Origin of the sequence: Natronobacterium texcoconense, from assembly GCF_900104065.1 — an archaeon.
In the GTDB taxonomy this organism is placed as follows: domain Archaea; phylum Halobacteriota; class Halobacteria; order Halobacteriales; family Natrialbaceae; genus Natronobacterium; species Natronobacterium texcoconense.
The window spans coordinates 841,232-867,106 of record NZ_FNLC01000001.1; the positions used below are offsets into that span (position 1 = coordinate 841,232).

Annotated in this window: 31 protein-coding genes; 15 read left to right on the plus strand and 16 right to left on the minus strand. The window is 63.0% G+C overall.

Going from position 1 to position 25,875, the window contains the following annotated elements; genetic code table 11:
- Nucleotides 1-56: 56 nt before the first annotated feature.
- Nucleotides 57-1,181 carry a polymer-forming cytoskeletal protein gene (locus BLR35_RS04295; protein WP_090377862.1) on the minus strand — a complete coding sequence of 375 codons (1,125 nt, stop codon included), beginning with the start codon at nucleotides 1,179-1,181 and terminating at the stop codon, nucleotides 57-59.
- Nucleotides 1,182-1,471: 290 nt separating this feature from the next.
- On the opposite strand from BLR35_RS04295, the gene BLR35_RS04300 reads away from it, so the two are divergent.
- From BLR35_RS04300 to BLR35_RS04310, 3 genes are all read left to right on the plus strand, one after another.
- Nucleotides 1,472-2,275: a helix-turn-helix domain-containing protein gene (locus tag BLR35_RS04300; RefSeq protein ID WP_244510184.1), complete on the plus strand. Its 804-nt coding sequence runs from the start codon at nucleotides 1,472-1,474 to the stop codon at nucleotides 2,273-2,275.
- Nucleotides 2,276-2,573: 298 nt separating this feature from the next.
- On the plus strand, nucleotides 2,574-3,014 hold the full coding sequence (locus tag BLR35_RS04305; protein WP_090377868.1) for a calcium-binding protein: 441 nt from the start codon (nucleotides 2,574-2,576) through the stop codon (nucleotides 3,012-3,014).
- Nucleotides 3,015-3,016: 2 nt separating this feature from the next.
- Nucleotides 3,017-3,544 carry a calcium-binding protein gene (locus BLR35_RS04310; protein WP_090377870.1) on the plus strand — a complete coding sequence of 176 codons (528 nt, stop codon included), beginning with the start codon at nucleotides 3,017-3,019 and terminating at the stop codon, nucleotides 3,542-3,544.
- Between the two features lie 67 nt (nucleotides 3,545-3,611).
- Here the strand turns inward: BLR35_RS04310 and BLR35_RS04315 are convergent, their stop codons facing one another.
- The 5 genes from BLR35_RS04315 to BLR35_RS20535 all read right to left on the minus strand — a co-directional run bounded on the left by BLR35_RS04315 (nucleotide 3,612) and on the right by BLR35_RS20535 (nucleotide 7,753).
- Nucleotides 3,612-4,034: a CBS domain-containing protein gene (locus tag BLR35_RS04315; protein ID WP_090377873.1), complete on the minus strand. Its 423-nt coding sequence runs from the start codon at nucleotides 4,032-4,034 to the stop codon at nucleotides 3,612-3,614.
- 120 nt (nucleotides 4,035-4,154) lie between these two features.
- On the minus strand, nucleotides 4,155-4,559 hold the full coding sequence (locus BLR35_RS04320) for a helix-turn-helix domain-containing protein (RefSeq protein WP_090377876.1): 405 nt from the start codon (nucleotides 4,557-4,559) through the stop codon (nucleotides 4,155-4,157).
- A gap of 93 nt (nucleotides 4,560-4,652) precedes the next feature.
- Nucleotides 4,653-6,503: a cation:proton antiporter domain-containing protein gene (locus BLR35_RS04325; RefSeq protein ID WP_090379665.1), complete on the minus strand. Its 1,851-nt coding sequence runs from the start codon at nucleotides 6,501-6,503 to the stop codon at nucleotides 4,653-4,655.
- Between the two features lie 76 nt (nucleotides 6,504-6,579).
- Nucleotides 6,580-7,605, minus strand: a complete 1,026-nt coding sequence (locus BLR35_RS04330) for a sulfite exporter TauE/SafE family protein (protein ID WP_090377879.1) — start codon at nucleotides 7,603-7,605, stop codon at nucleotides 6,580-6,582.
- Between the two features lies 1 nt (nucleotide 7,606).
- Nucleotides 7,607-7,753, minus strand: a complete 147-nt coding sequence (locus BLR35_RS20535) for a DUF7512 family protein (protein ID WP_170830960.1) — start codon at nucleotides 7,751-7,753, stop codon at nucleotides 7,607-7,609.
- Between the two features lie 360 nt (nucleotides 7,754-8,113).
- Between BLR35_RS20535 and BLR35_RS04335 the strand changes: the two genes are divergently transcribed.
- Nucleotides 8,114-8,959, plus strand: a complete 846-nt coding sequence (locus tag BLR35_RS04335; protein WP_090377882.1) for a universal stress protein — start codon at nucleotides 8,114-8,116, stop codon at nucleotides 8,957-8,959.
- Nucleotides 8,960-8,980: 21 nt separating this feature from the next.
- Here BLR35_RS04335 and BLR35_RS04340 read toward each other — a convergent pair whose 3' ends face one another.
- Together BLR35_RS04340 and BLR35_RS04345 are read right to left on the minus strand one after the other, a co-directional pair.
- On the minus strand, nucleotides 8,981-9,334 hold the full coding sequence (locus tag BLR35_RS04340) for a DsrE family protein (protein WP_170830961.1): 354 nt from the start codon (nucleotides 9,332-9,334) through the stop codon (nucleotides 8,981-8,983).
- Nucleotides 9,335-9,705: 371 nt separating this feature from the next.
- A complete protein-coding gene (locus BLR35_RS04345; RefSeq protein WP_090377884.1) occupies nucleotides 9,706-10,260 on the minus strand; it encodes a class I SAM-dependent methyltransferase in 555 nt (184 codons plus the stop codon).
- Between the two features lie 156 nt (nucleotides 10,261-10,416).
- Here BLR35_RS04345 and BLR35_RS04350 point away from each other — a divergent pair, with 156 nt between their 5' ends.
- Nucleotides 10,417-10,854 (plus strand): thioredoxin family protein, encoded by a 438-nt coding sequence (locus tag BLR35_RS04350; RefSeq protein WP_090377887.1) that lies wholly within the window; start codon nucleotides 10,417-10,419, stop codon nucleotides 10,852-10,854.
- A gap of 86 nt (nucleotides 10,855-10,940) precedes the next feature.
- Here BLR35_RS04350 and BLR35_RS04355 read toward each other — a convergent pair whose 3' ends face one another.
- Genes BLR35_RS04355 through BLR35_RS04365 form a run of 3 tightly spaced genes read right to left on the minus strand, consistent with a single transcriptional unit; the run spans nucleotide 10,941 to nucleotide 13,172 of the window.
- On the minus strand, nucleotides 10,941-11,402 hold the full coding sequence (locus BLR35_RS04355; protein WP_090377890.1) for a YeeE/YedE family protein: 462 nt from the start codon (nucleotides 11,400-11,402) through the stop codon (nucleotides 10,941-10,943).
- Nucleotide 11,403: 1 nt separating this feature from the next.
- On the minus strand, nucleotides 11,404-11,961 hold the full coding sequence (locus BLR35_RS04360) for a YeeE/YedE family protein (protein ID WP_090377893.1): 558 nt from the start codon (nucleotides 11,959-11,961) through the stop codon (nucleotides 11,404-11,406).
- A 17-nt stretch (nucleotides 11,962-11,978) separates the two neighbouring features.
- Entirely contained in the window at nucleotides 11,979-13,172 is a 1,194-nt protein-coding gene (locus tag BLR35_RS04365) for an MBL fold metallo-hydrolase (protein WP_090377896.1), read from the minus strand.
- 250 nt (nucleotides 13,173-13,422) lie between these two features.
- Here BLR35_RS04365 and BLR35_RS04370 point away from each other — a divergent pair, with 250 nt between their 5' ends.
- Together BLR35_RS04370 and BLR35_RS04375 are read left to right on the plus strand one after the other, a co-directional pair.
- Complete coding sequence (locus tag BLR35_RS04370; RefSeq protein ID WP_090377898.1) at nucleotides 13,423-13,668, plus strand: sulfurtransferase TusA family protein; 246 nt, start codon at nucleotides 13,423-13,425, stop codon at nucleotides 13,666-13,668.
- A gap of 1 nt (nucleotide 13,669) precedes the next feature.
- Nucleotides 13,670-14,245: a DsrE/DsrF/DrsH-like family protein gene (locus tag BLR35_RS04375; RefSeq protein WP_090377902.1), complete on the plus strand. Its 576-nt coding sequence runs from the start codon at nucleotides 13,670-13,672 to the stop codon at nucleotides 14,243-14,245.
- Between the two features lie 248 nt (nucleotides 14,246-14,493).
- Here BLR35_RS04375 and BLR35_RS04380 read toward each other — a convergent pair whose 3' ends face one another.
- The gene (locus BLR35_RS04380; protein WP_090377904.1) at nucleotides 14,494-15,159 is read right to left on the minus strand and encodes an MBL fold metallo-hydrolase; all 666 of its coding nucleotides are present in this window, start codon (nucleotides 15,157-15,159) and stop codon (nucleotides 14,494-14,496) included.
- Between the two features lie 127 nt (nucleotides 15,160-15,286).
- Between BLR35_RS04380 and BLR35_RS04385 the strand changes: the two genes are divergently transcribed.
- Nucleotides 15,287-15,943: a DUF2391 family protein gene (locus BLR35_RS04385; RefSeq protein WP_139169239.1), complete on the plus strand. Its 657-nt coding sequence runs from the start codon at nucleotides 15,287-15,289 to the stop codon at nucleotides 15,941-15,943.
- Nucleotides 15,944-15,979: 36 nt separating this feature from the next.
- On the opposite strand, the gene BLR35_RS04390 is transcribed toward BLR35_RS04385, so the two are convergent.
- From BLR35_RS04390 to BLR35_RS20540, 4 genes are all read right to left on the minus strand, one after another.
- Complete coding sequence (locus BLR35_RS04390) at nucleotides 15,980-16,657, minus strand: MaoC family dehydratase (RefSeq protein ID WP_090377906.1); 678 nt, start codon at nucleotides 16,655-16,657, stop codon at nucleotides 15,980-15,982.
- Between the two features lie 140 nt (nucleotides 16,658-16,797).
- Nucleotides 16,798-17,631, minus strand: a complete 834-nt coding sequence (locus tag BLR35_RS04395; RefSeq protein WP_090377908.1) for an alpha/beta fold hydrolase — start codon at nucleotides 17,629-17,631, stop codon at nucleotides 16,798-16,800.
- 83 nt (nucleotides 17,632-17,714) lie between these two features.
- Nucleotides 17,715-19,367: a uracil-xanthine permease family protein gene (locus BLR35_RS04400; RefSeq protein WP_090377911.1), complete on the minus strand. Its 1,653-nt coding sequence runs from the start codon at nucleotides 19,365-19,367 to the stop codon at nucleotides 17,715-17,717.
- 123 nt (nucleotides 19,368-19,490) lie between these two features.
- Nucleotides 19,491-19,643 (minus strand): hypothetical protein, encoded by a 153-nt coding sequence (locus tag BLR35_RS20540; RefSeq protein ID WP_170830962.1) that lies wholly within the window; start codon nucleotides 19,641-19,643, stop codon nucleotides 19,491-19,493.
- A gap of 123 nt (nucleotides 19,644-19,766) precedes the next feature.
- On the opposite strand from BLR35_RS20540, the gene BLR35_RS04405 reads away from it, so the two are divergent.
- The 7 genes from BLR35_RS04405 to BLR35_RS04435 all read left to right on the plus strand — a co-directional run bounded on the left by BLR35_RS04405 (nucleotide 19,767) and on the right by BLR35_RS04435 (nucleotide 25,871).
- Nucleotides 19,767-21,071 (plus strand): cobyrinic acid a,c-diamide synthase, encoded by a 1,305-nt coding sequence (locus BLR35_RS04405; RefSeq protein ID WP_090377913.1) that lies wholly within the window; start codon nucleotides 19,767-19,769, stop codon nucleotides 21,069-21,071.
- A gap of 56 nt (nucleotides 21,072-21,127) precedes the next feature.
- A complete protein-coding gene (locus BLR35_RS04410) occupies nucleotides 21,128-22,048 on the plus strand; it encodes a glycosyltransferase family 2 protein (protein ID WP_090377916.1) in 921 nt (306 codons plus the stop codon).
- A gap of 79 nt (nucleotides 22,049-22,127) precedes the next feature.
- Nucleotides 22,128-23,177: a hypothetical protein gene (locus BLR35_RS04415; RefSeq protein ID WP_090377918.1), complete on the plus strand. Its 1,050-nt coding sequence runs from the start codon at nucleotides 22,128-22,130 to the stop codon at nucleotides 23,175-23,177.
- Nucleotides 23,178-23,179: 2 nt separating this feature from the next.
- Nucleotides 23,180-23,716, plus strand: a complete 537-nt coding sequence (locus BLR35_RS04420; RefSeq protein ID WP_090377921.1) for a hypothetical protein — start codon at nucleotides 23,180-23,182, stop codon at nucleotides 23,714-23,716.
- Nucleotides 23,709-24,497: a hypothetical protein gene (locus BLR35_RS04425; RefSeq protein ID WP_090377924.1), complete on the plus strand. Its 789-nt coding sequence runs from the start codon at nucleotides 23,709-23,711 to the stop codon at nucleotides 24,495-24,497. Before BLR35_RS04420 ends, BLR35_RS04425 begins: the two co-directional genes overlap by 8 nt.
- 57 nt (nucleotides 24,498-24,554) lie before the next feature.
- The gene (locus BLR35_RS04430) at nucleotides 24,555-25,373 is read left to right on the plus strand and encodes a hypothetical protein (RefSeq protein WP_090377927.1); all 819 of its coding nucleotides are present in this window, start codon (nucleotides 24,555-24,557) and stop codon (nucleotides 25,371-25,373) included.
- 42 nt (nucleotides 25,374-25,415) lie between these two features.
- Nucleotides 25,416-25,871, plus strand: a complete 456-nt coding sequence (locus BLR35_RS04435; RefSeq protein ID WP_090377930.1) for a universal stress protein — start codon at nucleotides 25,416-25,418, stop codon at nucleotides 25,869-25,871.
- Nucleotides 25,872-25,875 lie beyond the last annotated feature (4 nt).

Below are 25,875 nucleotides of genomic sequence, written 5' to 3' on the forward strand. Positions count from 1 at the left end.
TTTCGACGGCTGAGGGCTCGAGGTTCGACACACACGTTGTAACCGATGGCCAGCGGTCACGACGACTCCTCGCCGGAGCCAGCGGTCGCGTCGCCGGGGACTTCGTCGAGCGTGGTCTGTCGTCCTCTCCGACCGGGGCGAGTGTAGCGATCGTAGAGTCCGAGCGTGAGCGCACCCAATCCGAGCAGGAAGGCGATCAACTCGAGTAACCCACCCAAAAACGGGATCAGGCCCAGAAGCGCGAAGCCGACGAGTCCGACCACGAGCGCGAGCCAGCGGTTCTGGACGTCGGCGAGTCCGAGCACCCACGAGCCGACGGCGTACTGCCCGTAGACGACGCCGATCCAGATCGCGAGGGCGAAGACGAACGCGAGGGCGATGGCGAGCGGAATCCCGATGATCGTGACGGCGACGAGCGCGATCACGATCGGCACGCCGATCATCGTCAGGAAGCCAACCCCGCCCGAAACGAGTGGACTGTCGGCCACGCGAGCAGCGACGCCTCGCGAAAACGACGGGAAGACGGCAAGCAAGACGATGCCGAGCAGGAGGTTGGCGAGGAGGCCGTACATCACTGACAGCCAGGTGGGGATGGTAAACGCATCGACGAAGTCGTCGACAGTGTTGCCGATGGTCGAATCCTGGACGACGCCACCCGCGACGGTCGCGTCCGGATCCTCCTCGAAGTTCTCGGCGTCGTATCGGAACTCGCCGCCGACGTCAGCGTTCGGGCCCAGGACGATCGTTTCGGCTCCGACACGAACGTCGCCGTCGACCGCGCCGTCGACGGCGAGAGCGCCCGCACCCGCGTCGAGACCGCCGCCAATACGGGCCGTCTCACTCACTTCGACCTGTCCGGCACCGACGGCGACGCCACCCTCGACGGTGCCGTCGATACGGACGTTTCCGGCAGCACCCTCGAGTGATCCCTCGACGGTGCCACCCTCGGCGACGTGGATGTTTCCGGCGACACCGGCGACGTCACCCGTGACAGTGCCGTAGACGACGACGGAGCCCGCGACTCCTTCGACGCTGTCGTAGGTCTCGTCTTCCTCGACGACCACCGCACCGAAGGTCCCTTCGGCGGACTGGCCAGCGACGATCCCCGTTCCGAGCGAGAGAACGAGGATCCCGACGAGAACGAGGACAGTTAGTCTGGGACTGTCGTGTGAAATAGCCATGGAAGAGCTTCGTCACGATGATGTAAATCTGTTTACTATAGATACTGTAAATTGAGGGTGGGTGATGGTAGGAGCGTGATCGATTCTCGTCGCTCGTAATTTCGAGACTGCATCGTACAGAGACCGAGCGACTCCGTCTTCGGTAGCGTTCGCTTCGACGGCCCCGATTCGATGTGTCACTTGCCGTTTCTGTTAGTGGCGTGTTCGATGCCAACAGTTAACGATTCGTGGGGTGAACGGACCATCAGTATCGCTGTCTCACCACGCTGTGGCGGTCAGGCTGCGACGCTGTGGCGGACTCGGCAGCGAAGTCGCCAGGAGAGACGACGGCGCTTCGAGTTGCTGGCCGCAATACGACGGCCCACGTGAGTCGGCTCCTGACGGACCCACAGACGACTGCTATCATGGTGTTGACTGCCGAAATCACGATCCCTGCCGACACGTTCGCTCTCGGCAGCCTATTCCAGGCGTATCCCGACGCAGTTATCGAATTCGAGCCCGTGGTGCCGCTCCAGAGCGATCGGGGACCGAATCTCCCGCTCGTCTGGATCGGCGGCGTCGAACCCGATGCAGTTCTCACGGTCTTGAGCGAAACCGACGGTATCGAAGTCGTCGAACGGCTCGCGAGCGCCGATGGAGAGACGCTGTTCGAACTCGAGTGGTCGGACGAACTCGACGGGATGGTACAGCCGCTTCTCGACACCGGTGGACGGATTCTCACCTCCAGAGGGACGGTCGAGCACTGGGAGTTTCACCTGCTTTTCGACTCGCACGTGTCGCTCTCGGAGTTCAACATGGCCGTCACGGGAAACGGGATCCCCGTTACCTTGCGCCGACTCTCGAGTTCGATGGTGCAGCGGGAAGTCGGCGACGAGGAGAGTAACCGTTCCCTTCCGCCGAACCATCGAGAGACGCTGTTGCTGGCCTATCGCAGCGGCTACTACGATACGCCTCGGGAGTGCCAGCTCGCCGATCTCGCGGCGAAAGAAGAGGTAAGCGACAGTGCGCTGTCGAAGCGGATTCGTCGGGCTACCGCGAGCCTGATCGAACGCACCCTCATCGTGGACGAGGATTCCGGTACTCCGAGACGGTGAGGCTACAGCCCGCTGTGAGTCAGGAGGGGTCGTGACTGACGACAGTCATTGCGACGCTTTCGGTGTCGAACCCCTGCGCGATTGGGTTTATTATTAGCCGTTCATTTGTGAGCGGTTCCAGTGACCTCACCCGTTCGGGACTGTCTGTGGGGGTTTACGTCCACAGATAGGGTCCGTTCATCTCGTGACACGAATGTTCACAACGATACGTGTGAGGTCGTGACCACTGCAGGTGGGACGCGACGAGAGGGTACGAACGGATGAGCCGAACGAACGACCAGGACGTTATTCGATAGACATGACAGACGAAACTAGCGGACCAGGGAGCGACTCGAGGCGAACGTTCATCAAAAAAGGGGCGCTCGTGGCCGTCGGTCTCACGGCCGGTACTGGAGCGACTGCCACCACTGCAACGGCCAACGACGAAACCGCGGTTCTACAGGGACACGATTACTATCCGGACGTCGATTTCGACGTCCTGACGCAGTTCGGAACGGGGACGCGAAACAACTTCTTCGAACGCTTCGACGAAGAAGAGGTGCTGGGCGACCCGGGCGACTGGGAGGTGTACGTGATACGGATCGATATCGGCGAGAGTGAAGGCGAACTGGGACACCTGCTGATCGATACTGACGACGACGATCTGGACGTCGAACCCGGTGACTCGGGCACGATGGACGAAATCGGTTCGTTCCGCAACCGCGAGCGGAACCTGATCGAAACGGAGGTCGACATCTAACCATGACACCGAACGACCAGGAGTACACGGAGGAGTCGAGGGGGCTCGAGAAGCGAGGAGTTGCTGGGGCTACCGCACTCGCGGCCGGTGCCGGCATCGCGGCCGCCACGGGCAGCGTGACGGCTCAGGAAACCCAGGAGATCGTGATTAAGGCGAACGATTACTACCCGAACGAGGAGTTCGTCGTCCTGACCGATTACGAGGAACGGAACCGGACCGAGTTCTTCGAGGAGTACGACAGTGGCGAAGACGTGTTCGAGGACTCCGACGACTGGGACGTCTACTCGATTCTCGTCGAGGTCGGCGAACCGTCAGGCAGGCTAGCGGTCATGATGATCGACAACGACGTGGATCCGAACCCCGGCGACAGAGGGACGATGGGCGATTCGGCGTCGTTCAAGGACGCCGAGTGGGATCTGATCGAACTCGACGTCGAGTTCGACGACGACGTCGATGACGAAGATGACGATAACGAAGCCGACGACGAAGCTGACGAGGACGAGGCCGACAGCGAGGGGAGCCTCGGCTGACGACACCGTTTTCCAATAGCGTCGTAGTCGGCCCGGACTGACGCGAAAGCGAACTGACGCTGCGGGTTCAGTACGGCGGACGCTGCGCCTGTACGACCGTCGCGAGTTGCTGGTGTTCGTCCGCCAGCAGTTCGTTCAGATCGTCGATCGTGATGATTCCGGTCAACTCGCCGCTCGAGTCGACGACTGGGAGCCGACGAACGGCGTGCTCGCTCATCAGTTCGGTCGCCTGGTAGAATCCGCTATCGTGCTCGACCGTACACAGATCCGTCGACATGACGTCGTCTGCGGTCATCCCATCGGGACTCTCGCCCTGGCCGATCACCTGAAGTGTGAGGTCGCGATCGGTGACGATACCGACCGGCTCGTCGTCGTCGGTGATTACGACGCTGCCGACGCTCTCTTCGTCCATCGTCGTTGCGATATCTTCGATCGGGTCGTCGGTCGTTGCGGTGACGACGTCACTGCGTGCGAGGTTTTCGACTGGCATACGGGTTTCCCTCCCCACGCTCGAGGGTATAATACTGCACCCCGTTTGTTGGCAGTAGAGACAACCACTGCATCGAGAACACTCGTCTTCAGCCGAATGAAAACGAATTCGACAGAGCCGTCAGCTTTCGGCGGGGACCGTGGTCTCTTCGACGCCCTCGTACTTGTCCTCGAACTCCTGGATGAGCTGGCCCATCTTCGCGTACCAGTCGTTGAGCATCCGCTGCATGTCGTCGGCGATCTGATCGGGGTCGGTCGGGTAGTAGACGTGGTAGTAGCCGCCCTGATCGTAGTTGATCTGTTCTTTCTGGATGAAGCCACTCTGGAGGAGGCGCTGGATCGAGCGGTAGGCCGTCGAGCGTTCGCGGTCGACACGCTCGGCGACTTCGTCGATCGTCAGCGGTTCGTCGCTTTCGACCATCGCCCGGAAACACTCCTTGTCGAGTTGCTTGAGACCGTGGATACACTCCAGCAAGCCTTCACACTCCATATCCTGCTGGAGTTGTTCTGCCATCGAGTTAGCCATATCTTATCTCGAGGTAGGCGGTACGGCCGTATAAGTATTGTGTGAATATTGTGCAATGCTGATACTGGCGATTTGAGGGCCGAACGAATCCGTTCAGTCGTGTGGGTGGAATCGCTTGATGGCTCGATCGACCGCGTTCGTCTGCCCGAGGAAGGTGACCCGATCTCCGTCACGGAGTTCGTGGTCACCGGTCGGGACCTCCGTCCGCCCGTCGTCGTGGGTGAGCAGGCCGACGATACAGCCGTCCGGAATCTCAGCGTTGACCTCGGCGATCCGCTTCCCGACGAGATCCGCCGCCGTGACCTCGATTTCCTGGACGTCTCCCGTTCGCCCGAGTTCGTTCATCCACGCCGACAGCGACGGTCGCTCGAGCACGTTCTCGAGCGACCAGGCGGTCGCCATCGAGAGATCGATCGCGCGGACGTCCAGCGATTCGAAGGCGTCGACGTTGTCGGGCTGATTGACTCGCGAGGCGACGTTCTCGACGTCGAACGTCGTCTTCGCGAGCTGACAGACCAGCAGATTGACGTCGTCGTCCGGCGTGGTCGCGATGACCGTCTTCGCGTCGGAGACGCCGGCTTCCGCGAGGGCGTCGGCGTCGGTGCCGTCGCCCTCGAGCGCCCGGAGTCCGCGTTTCCGGGCCTTCTCGACTGCGTCAGGGTCCTCGTCGACGACGAGGACGTTCTCTCCGTCCTGTTCGAGCCGTTCTGCCAGCGAGAGGCCGACTCGACCTCCGCCGACGATGATTGTGCGCATTGGTGAAACCTCGAGGTAGTTCGCGATCTGTCGTGCGAGGCCGGCCTGGAGGACGACCGTCGCGAAGATGATCAGGAAGACGGTACCAGCGAGTAGCTGAGCCTCTTGTGGTCGGCCCAGTGACTGTAGTTCGACGGCGAACAGCGTCGCCACGCTTGCGGGGATGATCCCGCGCGGGCCGACGGCACTGAGGAACAGCCGTTCTCTGCGGGTGTATCGCGCGCCCGTCGTCGCCAGATAGATGACGGCCGGCCGGAGCACGAGCGTGACTGCGACGACGACCGCGAGACCGGCCAGGCCGAGCGTGAGGATGTCCTGGAAGTCGATCAGCGCCGCCAGCACGACGAAGACAAACGAGAGGACGACGACCGAGAGGTCGTCCAGGAAGTCGATGACTTCCTCGTGGTGTGGGAGATCGACGTTGCCGAGGACGAGGCCGGCCATCGCTGCGGCGGCGATGCCGGTCTCGTGGGCGACTAGCTCGGCACCGCCGTAGGCCGCGACGATTCCCGCGAGGACGATCAGTCTGGCGTGAAGCGGCCCGGTGCTCGGGGTGAGGTTCCCATGGCTGAGGGCGTACCACACGATCCCGGCGACGAGTGCCCCCACCGCCAGTCCGACGAACAGCCGAGCGACGAAGTCGACGACCAGCCGTGACAGACCGCCGTTACCGGCGACGAGCACTTCGAAGACGACGACGACCAGTATCGCAGCGGTCACGTCGTTGATTACGCCCTCGCCCTCGAGGAGGGCCGCGACGTGGTCGCGGACGGTGACGACCTGCAGGATGGGACCGATCACCGTCGGACCGGTCGCGATCAACAGCGCCCCGACGAGCAGGCCGACCTCGAGGCTCGTCTCGAGGAAGACGACGACAGCGGCGGCCGTCCCGAGCCAGGTGATCGCTGCGCCGACCGTGACGAGTCTGGTCAGTGCCCGCGGACTCTCCCGGAGTTTCCCGAGGTGGAGGTGGTAGCCGCCCTCGAAGAGGATGATCGCGACGCTGACGCCGACCATCGCCGAGAGGCCGCCGCCGAAGGTGTCTTTCGAGACCAGCCCGAGCACTTCGGGACCGATTGCGATGCCGGCGCCGATCAGAAACAGGACGCTGGGGATCCGGAACCGGTCCGCGAGGACGCGGGAGGCGACGCCGAGCGTCAGGATGAGGGCGACGACGGCGACGAGTATCACGACCGATCACCGACGTCGCGTCCGGATCGAGAGTCTGGTTCGTCGCCCGACACAGTTTCCCCCATTCCCACGATTAATCGTTCCCTCCCGCCGTCGCGGTCGGTCCGACGTCTTTCGTTCGGACGGCCTGTGCACCGTAGTAGAAGATGACGCCCGTGACGAACGCCGACGAGCCGACGAGCAAGATGAAACTCGCCGTATCGAGGATCGGTATCGCGAGCCAGGTAGCGAGTTCGCCGAGAGCGACGGCGAGGCTCGCCAGCAACAGCATGATACCGAAGTAGATGGTGACGTCGTCCTCGTCGACGTAGGCCGTCGCTGCCGAACCGATGCGAGCGCCGAGTGCGCTTCCAGCCAGCAGTCCGGTTACGATCCCGAGGTCGACGACGCCGTCTAATCCGTACGTGAAAGCACCGACTGCCCCGGACATGAGTGCGCCGAAGAGACTCGTCCCGACGGCGGCAGCGAGGGGGACTCCGATGAGGTAGTAGATCGCAGGCATACGGATGAATCCGCCACCGACGCCGAGGAACCCTGAGACGACACCGACGCCACCACCGACGCCCGAGATCGTCCACATCGACGCCTTGCTCCCGTCGGTCAGCGTGACCATCGGTGGGATGTTGTAGGATTTGATCTTCTTCGCGATCTCCGGGATGTCGTCGTCGGCAACGTCGTTTTCACCGTCGGTGTCGGCGGCCTTCTCGAGCGCGCTCCGAACGAACAACACGCCGATCGCCGCGAGCAACAGCACGTACGCAGTCCCGACGACGACTTCGGCCTGCCCGATCGCCTCGAGGCCGTAGACGAGCATCTTTCCGGCCTCGATGCCGACGGCGATACCGACGAACATCAACGCACCGAGTTTGTAGTCTACTTGCCCGACGTCGTGGTGTTTCATCGTCGCGATGACGGCCGTCCCGAAGACGAAGGCCATCGAACTGCCGATCGCGACCGGCGCGGGGTAGCCGAGGATCAACAGCGCGGGCGTCACGAGAAACGATCCACCCATTCCGAAGAAGCCGAAGAAGACCCCGACCATGAAGCCGAAGGCGACGAACAGCGCCAGGAGTCCGACACTCAGTCCGAGTGGCTCCATATTATGCGTTCTCGATCGTTTCGATGAGGGCTGGTGCGACCGCTCGTTCGACGACGCCGTAGCCGACGTAGAGACCGACCGCTTCGACGAGGACGACGGCGACGAGCAACGTGGCCTGTACCGGTGACGAAAGAGCGACGCCGATCATTCGCCGCTCACCCGAACCCCAACCGATTGTGTGCGAATCATGGTTTTCTACTCAATACTCACTAACCGAAGGGTGCGTATAATGCTTTTGGGACTGGTGCACAATATTACTGCAAGATATGTCACGGCTATCCAACGAGAATATTCTCATACGTTTTACGAATATAGACGCTGGAACGGCCACCTGTGTAACCACTGGCGCGCACCGAACCACTACCCCATCCAGGCTCGAGCGCGAGGAGTTTTTCGTCCCTCTCGAGAATCGATGAAATAGATCACGCGACCGTGTCTACACGCCCGGTCGACACTCTCTGTATTGAGGAAACCAAACAATATTATACCGTCGGCTACTACTACCTGTATGAAAGCGGTCTGTGCGACCGACCTCTCGGCTGCCAGTGAAGCGACGATCGAGAGCGAGACCTGCCTCGAGTGTCTCGGACGGATCGGTATCGACGAGATGCATCTGGTGACGGTCATTCCCTCGAACGTCCACGCTGGAATGCCAGGTATGGACTTCGAGGGGCGACGACGACGGGCACTCGAGCGGTATCGCAGCGTCATCGAAGACGCCGGCTTCGAGGTGGAAACCCACGTCGTTCGCGGAACCCCCCACCGGCGGATAACGGGTATCGCCGAGACGATCGGTGCGAGCCTCACCGTCGTCGGCTCCCGCGGGAAGAGCCCACTCGAGAACCGGGTCATCGGGTCGACCGCGCGCAACCTCGCGCGCACGACGGTGACGCCGTTGCTCGTGAATCGGATCGAACGCGAGAGTGACGACCCGGACGTCGTTCGACAGCACCTCTTCCAGCGGATGCTGCACGCGACGGACTTCTCCGAAAACGCCGAACACGCGTTCGACTCGTTCTCGTACCTGCGTCACGCGACCCAGGAAGCGACGCTCGTCCACGTCGAGACGCCGAAAGACCCTGGACCGACTGACGACGACGAACCCGAGCAACGACTGTCGGAGCTGGCCGCCCAACTCGAGGAGTGGGGGATCGAAACGCGGGTCGACGTCCGACAGGGTGATCCTGCCGACGAAATCCTCTCCGCCGAGACCGAGTTCGAGCCGACGACGACGCTGGTCGGTTCGCGCGGCCACAGTCGGCTACGCCGGCTCTTGCTCGGGAGCGTTTCGGAAGATATCGTGGCTCGAGCGACCGGGAACGTGATGCTCGTCCCGCCACGCCGGACGGCCTGAACCGATCTCGGTTCGTCGCTGTTATCCGATCGTTAGAACGCGGTCGGCCGTCGTCACGATCTCGAGTAGGTCGGACATCGTCGACATCGGGCAGTACTCGCTCTCCTCGCTGTTTCGAAGCTCCAGACACGTGCCACAGGCCTGCAGGTCACCGCCGGCGTCGACGAACGCCTCCATGCGGTCGCGGACGTCGAACTGTTCGTCGGTGATCTCCTCGGCTTCGACGCCTTCGCCGAGGAGAAACACCGAGACGTCGTGACCGTCCTCGAGTGCCGTAATACCGAGTCGGAGCGCGTTCCAGGCTCGTTCGGGATCGGCGGTCTCGAGAACGATTCCGATACTGTCGAGCGACGATTCGGGATTCTGTGAACCCATGGTTGTGTTAGGTGTCCCCAATATAATAAACTATTCTTCTCGGTGAGGGAGACACGAACCGCATCCAGCTGTCGACTGGAGAACGCCGAGCGATGGCCTGTTGGATCGATTGATCCGAACCTCGTACGTCAAACGACCGTTCTCGAGACTCGTCTCCAGTTCATCGATGTCGACAGCCGCGACCAACGCGGTAACCTCGACAGCGAGTCACTGACTGTCGCAGAATTCGATACGTAGATACACGAGTGAAACGAGTAATCGTCTCGAGCAGTATGGTTCTCGTCCTGCTGTCGGTCCTGAAACAGTGAGTCGATACGCAATACCGGTCGGTGGGACGAATCAGTCCCCGGAGACGTTGCCGTCTCGGACTGTCACTGCTGGGCGACGACTGCGAGCGTTTCCGGCCGGTCGTGAACGCGCTCGATTTCGAACCCAACGTCCTCGAACTGACTGGTCACCTTCGAGACGCCGAACCGTTCGTCCATCGATGGGCCGTCTTCGCCGGTTCCGTCCGCCGACCAGTCGATGGTGACGATCCGGCCACCGGGACGGACGACGCGGGCGAGTTCCGCCATCGCCTCGTCACTGGCGTACTCGTGGTGGGTCATGATCGAAAACGCGGCGTCGAGTTCGTCGTCGTCGAACGGCAGCGACTCGATACCGGCAGTGATCAGGTCGGTGTTCTCCGGAACCCCGTTCTCACGGTGGAGTTCGTGCATCTCCTCCTGAACGTCGACCGCGTACACCGTCCCGACAAACGGCGCAACGTCGGCTGTGTAGAACCCGGTTCCCGATCCCAGGTCGGCGACGACATCGTCGGCCGCTGCCCCGAGCATCTCGAGTAGTTCCTCGCGCGAACAGAAGCGGTATCGCGACGGGTCTTCCAGCGCGTCAGCCCGGTCGACCGGGAAGGTGTGAAATCCCATACCGAAGCTTGGCAAGTAGATTGTATGAATGTATCTATTCTACCGCCGTCGATCATCCCGAAATTGCCGTTTCGGTCGGATACCGCCACTCACTACGATAGAATATTGCATATTAATCACACAATTGTTATGGCGGTTGAGCGCGTACGAGCCGGTATGAGCGATATCGACGACGAGCGACAGCGCATTCGCGAACGGAAGAAACGGGAACTACAGGAACGGCTCGAGAACGGTGACGAACTCGACACGTCGGAGACCGACGACAGGTCCCGTGCTCCCGGCGAACCGATCAGTATCAGCGGCGAGGGACACCTCGAGGAGGTCGTTGTCGAACACGACGTCGTCCTCGTCGACTGTTACGCCGACTGGTGTGGTCCCTGCCAGATGCTCGAGCCGACGATCGAGGCGCTGGCTGCCGAAACGGACGCTGCAGTCGCGAAAGTCGACGTCGACGCTCACCAGCGACTGGCTCAGCAGCTCGGTGCACAGGGCGTGCCGACGCTGGTCCTCTACGCCGACGGTGAACCCGTCGAGCGCATGGTCGGGGTACAGAATCGGGGAACGCTCGAGGGGCTCATCGAACGCTATAGCTGAGCGAGTGTTACGTCGTCGAAACTGTTCTCCGCCGCGTTGTGATTGTTAGAGCGCAGTATGGTAGACGAACGAGCGAGAAACGGGCGTCAGTCGGCTCCTGCAGGGCTCGTTTCGGTCGTGGCGCGTTGACTTCGCCAGTAGCCCTGGACGTACGCACCGACGAACATGCCGGCCAGCGCCCAGAGGATCGTGACGTTACCGACGCCGAGACTGGCGTAGGCCGCGCCGGGACAGATCCCCGACAGGCCCCAGCCGACGCCGAAGATCGCGCCGCCGATCAGGACGTTGCGGTCGAACGATTTCAGTCGCCGCCCGTAGGTGTCGCCAGTCAGCGGTGCGCGATCGAATAGTCGGGGCACCAGCGCGAACGCGAGACCGGTGACGACCGCAGCCCCGCCCATGACGAACAGCAGTCCGAAGTCCTCGAACTGCAGGAAGTTCAGGACGACTTCGGGGCGGGCCATGTGGCTGAACCCGAGACCGAAGCCGAAGATCAGGCCGCCGACGAAGATCAGCGGCACGAACAGGGGATGACGGTTCTGGCTCATCCTATGGACTCACCCCCAGTGCCATCACGATCTGGGCAGTTCCGATCGCCACGATCAGGAACGTGATCACGCCGACGATCGACGTCTTCGAGCCCGAGCCGACGCCACAGACGCCGTGGCCCGAGGTACAGCCCTTCCCGATCCGGGTGCCGATCCCGACGAGAATCCCGCCGAGGAACAGCCGCCACGGTTGGACGTCCGTCAGCCAGAGTGAGAAACCGCCGACATCGTACAGCTGCCCGGTCGTTCCCGACTCGTAGAGGCCGCTCGAGACGAGCCCCGACTGGAACGTCAGCGCGTAGACGAACGCGCCGGCGACGATACCGAGGGTGAAGACGACGCGCCAGTCCCGGGAACCCACGTACCGCTGGAATCGCGACTGGTCCGAGACGTACGACAGGGACGACTCGAGGAACGTACTCGCTCCGGCGGGAATGCCGGTGCCGAGGTAGATGACGACGGCCCCGAGACCGACGAGCAGTCCACCGACGGCGTAGCGGCTGATGCCGGCGGGGAACAGGGTCTCGTACAGCGCGGGTGCGAGGAGTTCAGTTACCATTCGGCTGGTGAATGTGGTTAGTCACCTGCCAGCGACTCCTGGCTGGCGGCGCAGTTGTTCGGTCCGAGCTCGAGTTCGAACGCCTCGTCGTCGGTCGCCTCCTGCTGGCCGAGGTTCGTCGAGATGATGTCCTCGTAGTTGGCCGGGCGAGGTGGCATGTCCGAGAGAATCAGTTCGACGAAGTCGTCCTCGTCCATCGTCAGGGCGTCCATCTCCTCCTCGAGCTGGCCGACTGGTGCCGTGTAGGTGCCATCCTCGGCGGGTTCGGCTGCGTCGCTGAAGTGAGCGCCGCCGATGAGCGTGTCGTCGGGCATCGTCAGCACGCGCTCTTGCAGCGACTCGTAGAGCATGCTCGCGGCTTCGGGTGCGCCGTCGTCACCCTCCTCGAGGTCTGGGCGTGCCACGCTCTCGACGAACAGGCCGTCGCCGGTGGCAAGCAGCGAGTTGCCGATCAGATACGACGTCATGTCCGTCGTATGGCCAGGCGTGAAGACGGCCTCGATCGTGACGTCGCCGACGGCGAACTCGTCGCCGTCTTCGACCAGCGTCATCTCGTCGGCGTAGGTGGCACCACGGTCCGCGGACGCCTTCGGAATCGCTCCCTCGACGCCTTCGTCGGCGAGCGCGCGAACGCCCGAGATGTGGTCGGCGTGGATGTGCGTATCGATCGCGTACGTCAGGTCGATGTCGAGTTCTGCGGCGTCCTCGAGGTAACGATCGGTGAACGATCGGAGCGGGTCGATCACGGCCGCTTCGCCGTCGTTGTAGACGAAGTAGCCGAGACAGCCCGAGGAGGGACGCTGGTACTGGAGCAGCGTTCCGGGGCCGTCGTAGCGGTCGACCTCGACGGCCTCGTAGATGCGCGCCCAGCCGTTCATACCTTCCTCGAGGTGGTCGACGTCGTAGCCGCGTTCTTTCAGTGCACCCGCGGCGAACTCGCTTGCGCCACCCTTCGCACAAAGAACCGTTATTTCGCGGTCTTCGGGGATCTGCTCGAGGACGTCGTCGTCGATCTCGTCCTCGAGAAATTCGAAGTAGGGAACGTTGATCGACTCGACGTTTTCGCCATCGATGCGCCACTCGTCGTAGTCGGATTCCATGCGCGCGTCGAGGATCGTGACTTCGTCACCCGAATCGATCCGGGCTTTCAGTTCGTCTGGAGTCACTGACTCGACTTCGACGTCCGGTGTCGGAAAGTCCATGTCGTCCATGTGTACGGTTCTCCGTACTGGCCCCTCGCACTTAAGAGTTTGTGTAGTATCCACTATAGAACACAATACTGGTTGCAGTGTTTTCGACTGTATTCCCTCGAAACACACGCGTAAAGTCAAAATATACACGACAGAACGCCAGCTCCAATTCCTCCACAGAATGGCGGCTGTTCATCACAGGTGCAATAATCGATACGCTTTTATGGGTATAGTCGGTATTGTGTGGTAGCTCCAATACAGAGCACAAAATATGAGTTCGGAATACGACACCGCGGAGACGCTCGACGTGAAAGGACAGTCCTGCCCGATGCCCGTCGTCAAGACCAAGCAGGCGATCGACGACCTCGAGGCCGGTGCGGTCCTCGAAGTCGTCGCAACCGACTCGGGCAGCATGAGCGACATTCAGGGATGGGCGAAGGGTACCGACGGCGTCGAACTCCTCGAGCAGGTCGAGGGAGACGACGTCTACACGCACTACGTCGAGAAGACCGAGTAAGATGAGTACGGACAGCCCAACGTCATCGGCCGACGAAATCGACGCCGCGGAGCTACAGGAGCTGCGCGAGCGAGTCGAAGAACTCGAGTCGTCGGTCGCCAAGGCGGACGACGACGGCGGCAAGAAGATGACGATCATCGCCACCAAGGGGACGCTGGATATGGCGTATCCACCCCTGATCCTCGCGAGTACGGCGGCCGCGTTCGACTGGGACGTCGTCGTCTTCCACACGTTCTGGGGGCTGGACATCCTCCACGAGGAGAAATCCAGGAATCTCAAGCTGAGTGCCGTCGGCAACCCGAACATGCCGATGCCGAACGCGCTAGCGGCGCTTCCCGGCATGGACGCGATGGCCACGAAGATGATGGAGAAGAAGATCGACGACAACGATACGGCCACTATCGAGGAACTGATCGACGCCTCGGTCGACCAGGGCGTCGAACTCCAGGCCTGTCAGATGACGATCGAGTTGATGGAGTACGACGAGGACGACTTCTACGACGGCGTCGTCACCGGTGTCGGCGCGGCGACCGCACTCCAGCACATGGCCGAATCGGACGTTCAGCTCTTGATCTAATCCCTTTCGTCTCGCAGCGACCGAGTTTCAGCTGGCGCAAGTGACGCCAACATTGAACTATGATTAGTTAGAAATTCGAGTGGAATGAGCGACGACCAGCCCTCCAGCACAGGCGACGACCGACTCGAGGAGGCGACCGATTCGGAGGTCGCGGACGCGATCGCAGCGGTCGACGAACGAACCGAAGACGACGACTGACCTCGATCGGGCGACTCGCTGCCCACCAGTCCTCGTACAGCGCGGTGGTCTCAGAACAGTTCGACGCGAATCCCCTCGTTCTCGAGGTCCTCCGCGAACGCGTCGGCGTCGGTTTCGATGGGATCGAACGTGTCGTAGTGGATCGGCAACACCAGTTCCGGCCCGACGCTGCGCGCGAAGTCGGCGGCCTCGTGGCGGTCCATCGTGAAGTGGCCGCCGATCGGCGGGAGGAAGACGTCCGCGCTGATATCCTCGTGATGGCCCAGGAAGTCCGTATCCGATGGGACGAAGACGGCCGCCCCCTCGAGTTCCAGGACGAGCCCGATCACCTCGCCATCGGCGTGGAACGGTTCGCCGTCGTCGTCGACGTGGTCGCCGCTGGGGTCGTTGTACGCCGGGACCGACCGGACGTCGATTCCTGCGACTGTCATCTCGCCGTCGTAGGGCAGGTCGACGACCTCCTGATGGAGGTCTGTCGTGTCGACCTCCTCGTAAACGGCGACGGTCGCGTCGTCCGTGGCGACGGCTTCGATGGCGTCGGGATCGTAGTGGTCGAAGTCGTCGTGGGTGACGAACACGACGTCGCCGTCTCCCGGCTCTCCCTCGAGCACGTCGCTCCAGGGATCGACGTAGACGACTGTCCCGTCGTCGGTTTCGATGCGGACGCTCGCGTGGCCGGGTCGCTCGAACGTGAGCGAGTCGTAGTCGACGGACATCACTCGAGGCTGCACCACGTACCGTCTTAATACTGCCCGAATCGCCGATTTCGATGCTCGCTCACTCGCGCGGTCGGTCGCTACCGCGTGAACGAAGGTTTTTGTAACGAGGGTCTCTCCCCCCGATATGACCGAATCGAAGGTCGACGGCACGGACACGGTCGCCGTCGAAGATGTCCTCGAGCAACTGGACGAACTCGAGGAGTCCGTCTCGAGTACGTCGGAACGCGAGGACGTTCGACGGGTGCGACGGATGCTCGAGCGCGTCCCGGGCCGAGAGTCCGTCAGCAACGGCATCCAGCGATACACGACGCGAGACGTCGCGGAAGGATTCGTCGGAGCCGTGCTCCTCTCGCTGCCGTTGCTCGTCGAGGACGGCGTCTTCGAGATTGCAGAGTGGTTTCTCGAGACGACCGTCGCCGGAATTCCGGTGATGCTCGTCGCGAACGTGACGTTCATCCTCCTGTTGACGACCGGGTTACTCTACTGGACCGACTTCCGCGACGTCGGGGTGACGAAACCGCTGTTCGGGATCGTCCCCCGTCGGCTGGTTGGCGTGTTGATGGTCTCGCTTTTCACCGCCGTATTCCTGCTGGTGCTGTGGGGGCGACACGCAGAAGAGGATCCCACCACACTCGAGGCGCTCGGACGCGTGACCGTCATCTGGGCCGCAGCCGCAATCGGCGCGTCGCTCGGCGACATCCTCCCCGGAGAGAGCGAGGGGACCGACGTCACGCTCGAAACCGTCGAGAATCTCGTCGGTTCCGGCGACGAGGACGATTGACCGGCGCAACTGCGTCGACCGATCTCGGACGAGCGACTACTCGTCCGGTGACGACGAAATCGCGACGACAGCCTCACCGTCGACTACCGTCCGTCGCTCGTCTTCATCCTCAGTTCCTGGGGTCGACACCGTCGTCCGGAGCCGATACCGCTCGTCGCCAAGCGCCTCGAGAATCTCGCATTCGGCAGTTACCGTCTCGCCGACCTCGACGGGTGCGAGAAACTCGAGATCCTGTGAGAGGTAGATCGTTACGCCCGGGAAGCGAGCCAGTGCAGCGCTGATCGTACCGGCGACGAGCGTCCCGTGTGCGATCCGTCCACCGAACCGGCTCTCGCCGGCGAACGCTTCGTCGAGATGAAGCCGGTTTGTGTCCCCCGAGGCGGTTGCGAACGCGGAGACGTCGGTCTCCGCGATCGGTTTGGTGAACCGAACGTAGTCGCCGACCTCGAGTTCGTCGGACTCGTCGACGGACCGCTCCATCAGCCACGTCTCGTCGCCGAACGCGAGTTCGGTGACGGGCGGTTCGGCCGCCGTCTCTGACTTTCGTTGTGGCTCCGTCGCGCTCGAGGGGGGTGACATACCCATCGTCGCGAGGAACGCGTTGTTGGCCTCGACGTAGCTGTTGAGGACGTGTTTCGAAATACTCGACCATCGCTCGTTGATCGGCGCGACGCTTGCCGTGTCGTACTTGGGATCCGGACTGTGGCTACTCATAGGTTCTCGAGTTCGAAGGTGGGAATTCACACGGCATTGCAGCGACGCAAAGTAGTTGGTTCTTCGATGACTTGATGCCGTTGCCAAAGATTGTTGTACCGACGTCGATGACCGTCACGCCCCCTGAGAGACCGATCCCCTTACACGGCGCTTAGACTCCGAACGAATTTCCCGCTGACGTCGTTGAACGCCTGCGGCCGGTCCTGATTGACCAGGTGCCCCGACTCCGACAGCACGAGGTGTTGCCCGTCGTCGACCGCCGACGCGATCCGTCTCCCCTGTCGCTCGACCAGCGGCGCCTCCTGTGCGCCGTGTACGACGAGCGTCGGCGTCGTGACGTCGGATAGCTCCGGCGGATCGTACTGCAAGAGTGCGTCGAAGACCTTCCGAAACTCCGCCCGGGGAACCTCGCCGACGGCCTCCATCGCCGCTGCCCGAACCGACGAATCGACAGACAGCCACCGCTGGCCGGTCGTCGCCCGAATCGAGTACAGCAGCGACCGGAACGTCGACTGCGGCCCTGTCATCGACAGCGTCGTCGACAGCGCCGGCATCGGCGAGACGAACGGCTCGAGTCCTGGCGGAAGATTGACTGGAGGCATCGACTGCACCGCGCCGGCGAGGATCGCTCCCGCCGCTCGGTCGGGGTGGCGGTGCAGATACTCCTGGACGACCATCGACCCGAGCGAGAGCCCACAGAGAACCGGTGCGTCGTCGATTGCGAGGTGCGAGAGGAGTGCCTCGAGGTCGTCGGTAAAGAGTTCTATCGAGTACTCGTCGGCGTCGGTTGCCCCCGTATTCCCGTGCCCGCGTACGTCGAGCGTGACGACCCGATAGTCGCCGGCGAAGTGCTCGACCTGTGGCTGCCAGGCCCGGCCGTTCAGCCAGCCGCCGTGGACGAAGATCAGCGGCGTCTCGCCGTCGCCGTGGACCTCGTACCAGAGCGTGCCGTCCTCGAGGGGGAGTCGTGTCATCGTCCCTCTCTCCGGGGCGACGACGTTTAGCTCTCGGGGTGTCCTTCGTGACGTGGAACGGAAAGAAGCAAGAGTAGTAGAAATTAGCGACCGCGGCCCGCGTCGTCTTCACTTGCCCAGCGCTCCCAGAACGACTCGAACTCGCTTTCGTCTTCGGTGAGTCGATCCCACTGTGCGAGGCCGCGTTCTTCCCGCGTGCCGGGGATGGTGTTGTCGAGGAACAGCGCGGCGAGACCGCCGACGGCCATCCCGGTCGAGCCGATGATGAAGACGGTGTCGACGATCGCGATCGCAGCGGCCTCGATCCAGCCCACGAGGACAGTGCCGGCGATCAGTTCGGCACCGACCAGCGGGGCGATGCTCGCTTCGATGCCGATGGCGTCCCGGAACGCGAGCGTGTTCTCGAAGTTGGCCATGTACTCGGGGATCGCCAGCCCGACGAACAGGGCAAAGCCGATGATGAAGACGTTTCTCGAGGAGTCGAGGTCGACGTGCCTGAGGTTGGAAACACCGACGGCGACGATCTGGGCGAACATGGCGATAAAGAGGCCGCCGACGATCGGGTCGGGGATCGTCGCGATCAACTGGCCGAAGTAGCCGATGACGCCGAAGATCAGCATAACGACCGCACCGATCTGGACGACGTATCGCGAGGCGACGCCGGTGAGACCGATCGCGCCGATGTTCTCGGAGTACGACGTCGATCCGCCGGTGCCCATGATCCCGGAGAAGACGTTCATCAGACCTTCCATCCCGATCCCGTGGTTGATGCGTTTCTCGCTCGGTGCCGCCGAGCCCGTCAGATTCGCGACGGCGTAGTAGTCGCCGATGCTCTCGACGATCGATGCGAGCACGCCGGCGAACATCCCGATGACGAACGCGGTCGTGATCTCGGGAGTACCCCACTGGAACGGGTAGATCGGCAGGAGGAGTGACGCGTCGGTGACCTCGCCGAGCGGGACGTAGCCGGGGTGATCTCCGGAGAGGACGCCGTCGATCGTAATCGGGCCGAGTTCGATCGGGCCGATCGAGACAGGGCCGAACGTCCCACGAACGGACAGCATCGCAGCGACGATCCAAGCAAGCGCCATCGCCAGAATGACCGGATACAGCCGGAACGCCTTGTGCTTGATGTCGAGATACTGCGAGAACAGGACGATCAGCACGAGCGTCAGTCCGAGCAGCCACCAGCTCTGGTCAGGCGTGGTGATCTGGGGCGCGTCGAACAGCGCCAGCCCGATCAGTGCGATCGTCGGCGCGATGACGACCGGCGACAGGAACCGCTGGAGTTTGCCGACCAGACCGAGGTACCCCATCAGTACCTGAACCGTGGCGGCGACGATGATTGCCCCCTGTAACTGCAGGAGTGCAGCCTGCCAGTCCGGTTGACCGGAGACGCCCCCGGCGGTCACGACGGCGACGATGGCGAGCGCCGGCGCGAGCATCGAGAACGGCGCCCCCTGGACGATCGGGTACCGGTTCCCGAACGTCGTCTGGGCTAGCGTCGCGATCCCCGAGACGACGAAGAACGTCCCGACGAAATGTGCCGTGATGTCGCCGGGCATCCCCATCGCCTCGGCCAGGATCAGCGGCACCGCGATGTTCGCACCGACCATCGTCAGGTAGTGCTGGATGCCAAGCACCGTCGATTCACCCAGCGGCGGTCGGTCGTCGACCCCGTACTCGATCCCCTCGTCGGCGCTCCGCTCGGCGCCGTCCGTTCGCTCCCCGCTCATACTCGAGTCATTCTCCTGTCGGAGAACGAGCCAGGTGGTTCAAATGAATATTGATACGCAGTTGTCGGAGTCGACGCTACGCGGCTGGCTGCGGGCGCGCTCTCGGTATCCCGAAAAACCCTGCTACTGATCTTCCGTGTACTCCTGCAGGACCGAACCGACAGTGTTCGATACCTGCTCGAGGGCGACGTCGTGGGTCTTCCTGAGGTCTCCCTCTCGAGCGGCCTCGAGATGCTGGAGTGCCTCACGAAGGTGGTGTTCTGTTTCGTCGGTCATCGCGTGGGAACCGCAGTAGGCGATTCGACCGGTTAAGTTCGTCGGTGGTCCGAACGCCGACCGATGGCGGGTTCGTAACGCCCACCGACGGTTTCAAGTCTACTTGTACGAACTCAAATACAAATGCAAGGGTTCGTTCTCGGCGGCGTCAGTTCCGGCGTCGGCAAGACCGTCGCGACGCTCACGATTCTCCAGGCACTCGAGGACGCCGGCTACGACGTCCAGCCTGCGAAGGCGGGGCCGGATTTCATCGATCCGAGCCACCACGAGGCAGTCGCCGGTCGCCCGTCGCGGACGCTCGACCTGTGGCTCGAGGGGGAAACGGGTGTCCGGCGAAACTACGCCCGCGGGGAGGGCGACATTTGTGTTGTCGAGGGCGTGATGGGACTGTACGACGGCGACGGCTCGAGTACGGCGATGGTCGCGGAGGCACTCGGTCTCCCAGTCGTGCTCGTCGTCGACGCCAGCGCGGGAATGGAGAGCATCGGCGCGACCGCGCTCGGATTCGCCGAGTACGCCGACGCGATCGGTCGCGATATCGACGTCGCGGGAATCGTCGCCCAGCGCGCCCACGGCGGCCGCCACGAGGAGGGCATCCGGGAGGCGCTGCCAGATAATCTCGAGTACTTCGGTCGGATTCCTCCCAATCCCGACCTCGAAATTCCGGATCGGCACCTCGGCCTCGAGATGGGCGGCGAAGCGGCGTTGCCACGGGAGGCGCTGCGGGAAGCCGCCGAGACGCTCGAGGCCGAACGACTGGTCGACGCCGCGTCTACACCTCCGGAACCCGCGGCCATGGAACCATCAGAACCCGTCGACGCCACTGTCGCCGTCGCCAGTGACGCGGCCTTCTGCTTTCGGTATCCGGCGACGATCGAACGGTTCCGCGAGCGGGGCGAGGTCGTGACGTTCTCACCGGTCGCGGGCGACGCCGTCCCCGACTGCGACGGCGTCTACCTCCCGGGCGGCTACCCCGAACTCCACGCGGACGCCCTCGAGTCGTCGGATACGCTCGCGGAACTCGGCGACCGAGCAAGCGACGGTCTCCCGGTATTCGGCGAATGTGGCGGCCTGATGGCGATGAGTCGGTCGCTGACGACCACGGCGGGCAACCGCCACGAGATGGCAGCCATTTTGCCCGCGGACGTGACGATGCACGACCGCTACCAGGCGCTCGATCACGTCGAACTCGAGGCCACAGGGTCGACGCTCACTGCGACCGTCGGTGAGACGATTCGGGGCCACGAGTTCCACTACTCGAGCGCCGACGTCGACGGCGACGCTCACTTTGCCTTCGAGACGGTTCGGGGCGACGGCATCGACGGTGACCACGACGGACTGCTCGAGTACGAATCGTTGGGGACCTACGCCCACGTCCATCCCGAAAGCGGCGCGTTCGATCGGTTCCTCGAGGCGCTCGACGACTGACTCTCGTCGTATATCAGCCACTACGTATTTACAACGACCAGTTGACAGGAGTAGGTATGGCCGACTACGTGCCGACGAGTGTCGTTTTGCCCACCACGGGATGGAACGGCGCCTGTGCGGAGGTCGTCGCCCAGCTCCGGGAGGAAGACGAACTCCTCGTGGTCTGTGACGACGAAAACGAAGCGGTTGCAGACCGCGTCGCCGACGTCTCCAACGCCAGGCTCGTCGTCGCCGGCGACCCCGAGGGTTGTTCCGGGAAGGCCAACGCCGTCGCCGCCGGGATGGAGGCCGCGGAACACGACCGGATCGCCTGGAGCGACGACGACTACCACCACCCACCGGACTGGCTCGAGGGGCTTCGACAGGACTACGAGGAACACGGGCCGGTCTCTGAGACGCCAGTCTTCGTCGGACAGGACCCTCTCGGTGCCTTTCTCGAGCCCACGCAGGCACTCAGCGGGACGCTCATGGTCTACGTCGCGGATATTCCCTGGGGTGGCGCAGTCATGTTCGAGCGCGACGACCTCGGAGACGAGGACGCGTTTCTCGAGGAACTCCGTCGAACGGTCAGCGACGACGGCCTCCTCTCGGAGTACGTCGACGTCACGACGCTCGGACGAACCCGTCGCGTCGAAATCGGGGGATCGGCCCGCGAGTCGCTCGAAAACCAGGTCCGGTTTACGCAGATCGTTCGCAACCACGACGTCAGGGGAATCGCGCTCATGACGGGGATTGCGACGGTGTTGACTGCCGTCGCCGTGCTGTTTCCGTTACCCATGCTGGCGCTGACGACGCTTTCGATGGCCGCTATCTACGCTGCGTTCGGGATTCGGCGGTGGACGTTCCTGACCGCGTACCCCGTTTTGCTTGCCTCCGTTCCACTTACCCTGTACGGACTGGCTCGCCACACGTTCGTCTGGGGTGGCCGCCGATACCGGTGGGAGGACAAGTTCGACGTGACGGTCGTCTCCGAGTAACGGCCCGCCGGTCGGGAGAGGTAGTCGCACACGCAAGGGAAATCACCACAACGCTGTCTCACATCCATTTTTCCGGATAATGACAGCGGGACTAGGAGATGACGGGATCGATGAGTGTTCAGGTCCCGTCGAAGTCGACTCTACCTCGAGTCGTCGCGTCGAGAGTGACCGGTCGGGTACTCGAGTACTGACAGACGGCGGGCAGGCCGAGACCGAACCGGCGGACGAAAGCGAGGACGAGGAGGAACAGGCGACCGAGGACGAAGCACAGGACGATCAGGAAGACGAAACGGAAGACGAGAGCGAGGCGGACGAAGGGAACGAGGAAGGTGGCGACGAGAGTGAAGGCGAAGAGGAAGCAGAGAGCGAGCAAGAGGAGGAAGAGCAAGTCGAAAGCGAGCAGGAAGACGAAGCCGAGACCGAAGAGGAAACTGAAACCGAGGACGAGAAAGAGGAGGGCGAACCCGAAGAAGAAGGCGAAGAAGACGAGTACCACGTCGAAGACGCCGACGACGTCTACGAAGGCGACGATGCCTCCGGCGTCCTTCACCTCGATCTCGACGGCCTGTTCCTGGATCTGCTCGGCCTCGAGGTCAACCTCAACGAGGTAACGCTGGACGTGTCGGCGCGACCCGGCCAGAACAACCTGCTCGGGAACCTGCTGTCGGCGGTGACCGGGCTACTGGACGGTCCCAGCGCGCTCCTCGACAAGGTGACGTCACTCCTGAGCAAGCCGAAGGAGTGGGCGAGCGGACTGGCGAGTCGGCTGAAAGACGGCGTGATGAGTATTCTGGGGAAGCCGAAACAGGCTCTCGGTAGCCTCGTCGGTCGCGGCGAGGAGATGGCAGCGGACGCCGGCGAACTCGAGGAGGAAGCCGAGGAGAAAGCGCCCGACGTCGAGGGTGGTCGGCTCTCCGCGGCTGGAAGCTGGATTCGAGGCAAGCTTTCGGCGGCAGGAGGCTGGCTGAAGGAGAAGCTGTCGGGGCTCGTTCCGAGTCTGCCGAGCCTCCCGATCGAGGAGATCGTTGCGACGATCGTTCGCGAGACCCTCCAGGCGTTGATCGACCAGCTCGAGCCCGAGCGTGAGCAAGCAGAAGAGGACACGGAACCAGCGGAAGCGGAGGCCTAACTATGAGTGAAACATCAGCATCAGAGTCAGAAGCGGACGGAGAGGCGGAACAGGAGATGGAATCGGAGTCGGAGTCGTTCGTCCAGCGAATCGACTTCCAGAAAGTCACCGAGAACATCAACGTCAACGAACTCGTCGAGGGGACGCGATGGGAAGACGAGATCAGCGAGGATCAGCCCCTCGGGGAGGCTCTCGGTGGGCTGATCGGCGCGATTCTCGGACGGCAACTCGGCGAGCGAATCGGGCGTGCGCTCGGCGATATGGCGCTCGAGGAACTGATCGGGACGGACGAGGAGGAAGAAGAGGCCGAGGAGGAAGCCGAAGACGCCGACGAAGAGGAGGAAGACGAAGCTGAAGAGGAAGTCGAGGAGAGCGACGACGAATCCGAAGACGAGGCGGAAGAAGAGGAGGCCAAGGGTGACGAAGAAGAGGAGATGGAATCCGAAGAGACCGCCGAGGACGAGAGCGAGGAGTCACAGGAAGAAGCGGCTGAAACGGCGGAAAGCACGGAGGACGACGAGGGCAATACAAATGAGTGAGGAGACGAGTCTGAAACAGGCCGTCACCGACGAGGTCAGCGACCAGGTCGGCGTCTCCGAACTGCTCGGCGAGGGGAGTATCGAAGACGAGATCGACGGCGGCGAGATCGGTGCGTCCGTCGGCCGGCAGTTCGGCGAGCGGATCGGCCGCGAACTCGGCGCGTCGATCGGTCGAGAGATCCACGAAGCCCTCTCACAGGAACTCGAGAGGGAGGGCGAAGACGACGAGACCGATACCGAACTTCGCGAGAGCCTCGGGACGGCGATCCGGTCCGGCGTCAGCGAGGCGTTCGAGGACAGCACGGTTCGTGACTCCCTCGCGTCGATAGCTGGGAGTGTTACGGACGGGGAGGGGCTCGAGGACGTTCTCGAGCGTGAAGACGACGGGGAAAGCGAAGAGCCGGAAGTCGAGGAAGCGGACGAAGATGCTGAGGAGGAGGAAGAGCGCGGCGAAGATGCTGAGGAGGAGGCTGAAGAGACCGAGGAGGAAGCCGTCGAAGAGAGTGGGGAGGAAGAGGCCGACGAAACGGAGGCGGAGGGAGACGAGGAATCCGGCCCATCGCCCGAAGACCTCGAGGATCTCAGGCGGGACACGCTCGAGGACTTCCTCGGGGTCATGTCCTACCAGGACCTCCAGTCCGTCGCGAAAGACGTCGACGTGAAGGCGAATCTCAGCAGAGAGGAGATGACAGCAGAGATCATCGAGACGGTGACGGACGGCGAGGCGGAGGAGGGAGAGAGCGACGAATCGAACAAAGAGCAGACGGCTGACGCCGAATAACGCGCCGGCCGCGTAAGCCGGTCGACTCGAATCACGACTCGACAACGAGGATCGACAATGACTGAAACTGACGAGGTACGCGATCAGGTGACCGAGATACTGAACGAGGCCGATACGGTAGGAGAATCCGTTACCGGGTCGAGCGACGGGTCAGGGGGCGAAGAGTTCGTGGAGGCCGCCGAGCGAGCCAGCGACCTCCTCGAGTCGACGGAACCGGGGACGCTCCTCGAGGCGGTCGGACTCGAGACGCTCCCGGACGGCACCGAACCCGACTCGATCCCCCAGGCGATCGTCGAGGGTGACGCGGACGCAGTCGAGGATCTCGAGCGACTGTTGCGTCTGGGCAACCTCGCAAACCGGGTGGACGAAGGGATGGCCGACGCCGCGATCGGTGGGTTGCGAACGGCCGTCGAAGCCGAGGCCGATAGCGAGTCGAGCGGGGAAGACGAGGTAGGCGACGAACGGTCGGACGAGGGAGCACCGGCAGAGAGCGACGGAGACCGAACGGAAGACGACGAGACCGGAGACGACGGCGGAGAAACGGAGATGGACCTCGGCGAACGGCTTCGCTCGTCGCTTCGCGAGACGGTCACGGAGTTCGGCGACGAAGTCGAGCAGGTACAGCAGCAACTCGAGGGAGTGACCGCCGATGACGACGGGGAAGAGGGAGGGACGGCCGAGAGTGAAGCGGATGAGATCGAAGACGAGACCGAGGGGGAAGCTGCCGAGGACGACTTACTTGAGCCGGATCTCGGTTCGGGCGACGATCGCTCGTCGGGCGGAGCCAGGCGCCACTCGACGATGGCGCCGTCGCCGTCGGAGCGGCCGGACATGAAAGCGGTGTCGCGGTTCTCGACGATGCCGGACAAGGAGTGACGACGGGAACACGCCTTTCTCGCTCGCGGCCGAAGACCATCCATGTACGACTCGATTCTCGTCGCGACCGACGGCAGCGAGTCGGGAACGGCCGCAGCCGATCATGCGATCGAACTCGCGGCACAGTTCGACGCCACGCTGTACGGGCTGACAGTTCTCGAGAGCCGGACCGACTACGACAACGCGATCGTCGATCCCGAGGAAGTCGCCCGTCGGCGAACCGAACGCGCGGAGTCGTTGCTCGCGGACCTCGAGTCGGCCGCGGCCGACGTCGGCGTCGCCGTCGAGACGGCGATGAAGTCGGGTGTCTCTCACGAGGAGATTCTCGCCGCCGCGGGCGAGTACGACGTAGATGCGATCGTCGTCGGCGGTCAGGGCCGGTCGTCGTTCAGGCGTTCGCTGCTGGGGAGTACGGTCGACGCCGTCGTCAGGTTCACCGACCGGCCGGTCGTCGTCGTGACCGGTGACGAAGACGAGACGACGTCTCCACCCCACTGAGGAG

What these genes read in the sequence shown, in the direction of transcription:
- BLR35_RS04295 (WP_090377862.1), bottom strand. Translation starts at nt 1,181, where the DNA reads ATGGCTATTTCACACGACAGTCCCAGACTAACTGTCCTCGTTCTCGTC.
- BLR35_RS04305 (WP_090377868.1), top strand. Translation starts at nt 2,574, where the DNA reads ATGACAGACGAAACTAGCGGACCAGGGAGCGACTCGAGGCGAACGTTC.
- BLR35_RS04310 (WP_090377870.1), top strand. Translation starts at nt 3,017, where the DNA reads ATGACACCGAACGACCAGGAGTACACGGAGGAGTCGAGGGGGCTCGAG.
- BLR35_RS04315 (WP_090377873.1), bottom strand. Translation starts at nt 4,034, where the DNA reads ATGCCAGTCGAAAACCTCGCACGCAGTGACGTCGTCACCGCAACGACC.
- BLR35_RS04320 (WP_090377876.1), bottom strand. Translation starts at nt 4,559, where the DNA reads ATGGCTAACTCGATGGCAGAACAACTCCAGCAGGATATGGAGTGTGAA.
- BLR35_RS04330 (WP_090377879.1), bottom strand. Translation starts at nt 7,605, where the DNA reads ATGGAGCCACTCGGACTGAGTGTCGGACTCCTGGCGCTGTTCGTCGCC.
- BLR35_RS20535 (WP_170830960.1), bottom strand. Translation starts at nt 7,753, where the DNA reads ATGATCGGCGTCGCTCTTTCGTCACCGGTACAGGCCACGTTGCTCGTC.
- BLR35_RS04335 (WP_090377882.1), top strand. Translation starts at nt 8,114, where the DNA reads ATGAAAGCGGTCTGTGCGACCGACCTCTCGGCTGCCAGTGAAGCGACG.
- BLR35_RS04340 (WP_170830961.1), bottom strand. Translation starts at nt 9,334, where the DNA reads ATGGGTTCACAGAATCCCGAATCGTCGCTCGACAGTATCGGAATCGTT.
- BLR35_RS04345 (WP_090377884.1), bottom strand. Translation starts at nt 10,260, where the DNA reads ATGGGATTTCACACCTTCCCGGTCGACCGGGCTGACGCGCTGGAAGAC.
- BLR35_RS04350 (WP_090377887.1), top strand. Translation starts at nt 10,417, where the DNA reads ATGAGCGATATCGACGACGAGCGACAGCGCATTCGCGAACGGAAGAAA.
- BLR35_RS04355 (WP_090377890.1), bottom strand. Translation starts at nt 11,402, where the DNA reads ATGAGCCAGAACCGTCATCCCCTGTTCGTGCCGCTGATCTTCGTCGGC.
- BLR35_RS04360 (WP_090377893.1), bottom strand. Translation starts at nt 11,961, where the DNA reads ATGGTAACTGAACTCCTCGCACCCGCGCTGTACGAGACCCTGTTCCCC.
- BLR35_RS04365 (WP_090377896.1), bottom strand. Translation starts at nt 13,172, where the DNA reads ATGGACGACATGGACTTTCCGACACCGGACGTCGAAGTCGAGTCAGTG.
- BLR35_RS04370 (WP_090377898.1), top strand. Translation starts at nt 13,423, where the DNA reads ATGAGTTCGGAATACGACACCGCGGAGACGCTCGACGTGAAAGGACAG.
- BLR35_RS04375 (WP_090377902.1), top strand. Translation starts at nt 13,670, where the DNA reads ATGAGTACGGACAGCCCAACGTCATCGGCCGACGAAATCGACGCCGCG.
- BLR35_RS04380 (WP_090377904.1), bottom strand. Translation starts at nt 15,159, where the DNA reads ATGTCCGTCGACTACGACTCGCTCACGTTCGAGCGACCCGGCCACGCG.
- BLR35_RS04385 (WP_139169239.1), top strand. Translation starts at nt 15,287, where the DNA reads ATGACCGAATCGAAGGTCGACGGCACGGACACGGTCGCCGTCGAAGAT.
- BLR35_RS04390 (WP_090377906.1), bottom strand. Translation starts at nt 16,657, where the DNA reads ATGAGTAGCCACAGTCCGGATCCCAAGTACGACACGGCAAGCGTCGCG.
- BLR35_RS04395 (WP_090377908.1), bottom strand. Translation starts at nt 17,631, where the DNA reads ATGACACGACTCCCCCTCGAGGACGGCACGCTCTGGTACGAGGTCCAC.
- BLR35_RS04400 (WP_090377911.1), bottom strand. Translation starts at nt 19,367, where the DNA reads ATGAGCGGGGAGCGAACGGACGGCGCCGAGCGGAGCGCCGACGAGGGG.
- BLR35_RS20540 (WP_170830962.1), bottom strand. Translation starts at nt 19,643, where the DNA reads ATGACCGACGAAACAGAACACCACCTTCGTGAGGCACTCCAGCATCTC.
- BLR35_RS04405 (WP_090377913.1), top strand. Translation starts at nt 19,767, where the DNA reads ATGCAAGGGTTCGTTCTCGGCGGCGTCAGTTCCGGCGTCGGCAAGACC.
- BLR35_RS04410 (WP_090377916.1), top strand. Translation starts at nt 21,128, where the DNA reads ATGGCCGACTACGTGCCGACGAGTGTCGTTTTGCCCACCACGGGATGG.
- BLR35_RS04415 (WP_090377918.1), top strand. Translation starts at nt 22,128, where the DNA reads ATGACAGCGGGACTAGGAGATGACGGGATCGATGAGTGTTCAGGTCCC.
- BLR35_RS04420 (WP_090377921.1), top strand. Translation starts at nt 23,180, where the DNA reads ATGAGTGAAACATCAGCATCAGAGTCAGAAGCGGACGGAGAGGCGGAA.
- BLR35_RS04425 (WP_090377924.1), top strand. Translation starts at nt 23,709, where the DNA reads ATGAGTGAGGAGACGAGTCTGAAACAGGCCGTCACCGACGAGGTCAGC.
- BLR35_RS04430 (WP_090377927.1), top strand. Translation starts at nt 24,555, where the DNA reads ATGACTGAAACTGACGAGGTACGCGATCAGGTGACCGAGATACTGAAC.
- BLR35_RS04435 (WP_090377930.1), top strand. Translation starts at nt 25,416, where the DNA reads ATGTACGACTCGATTCTCGTCGCGACCGACGGCAGCGAGTCGGGAACG.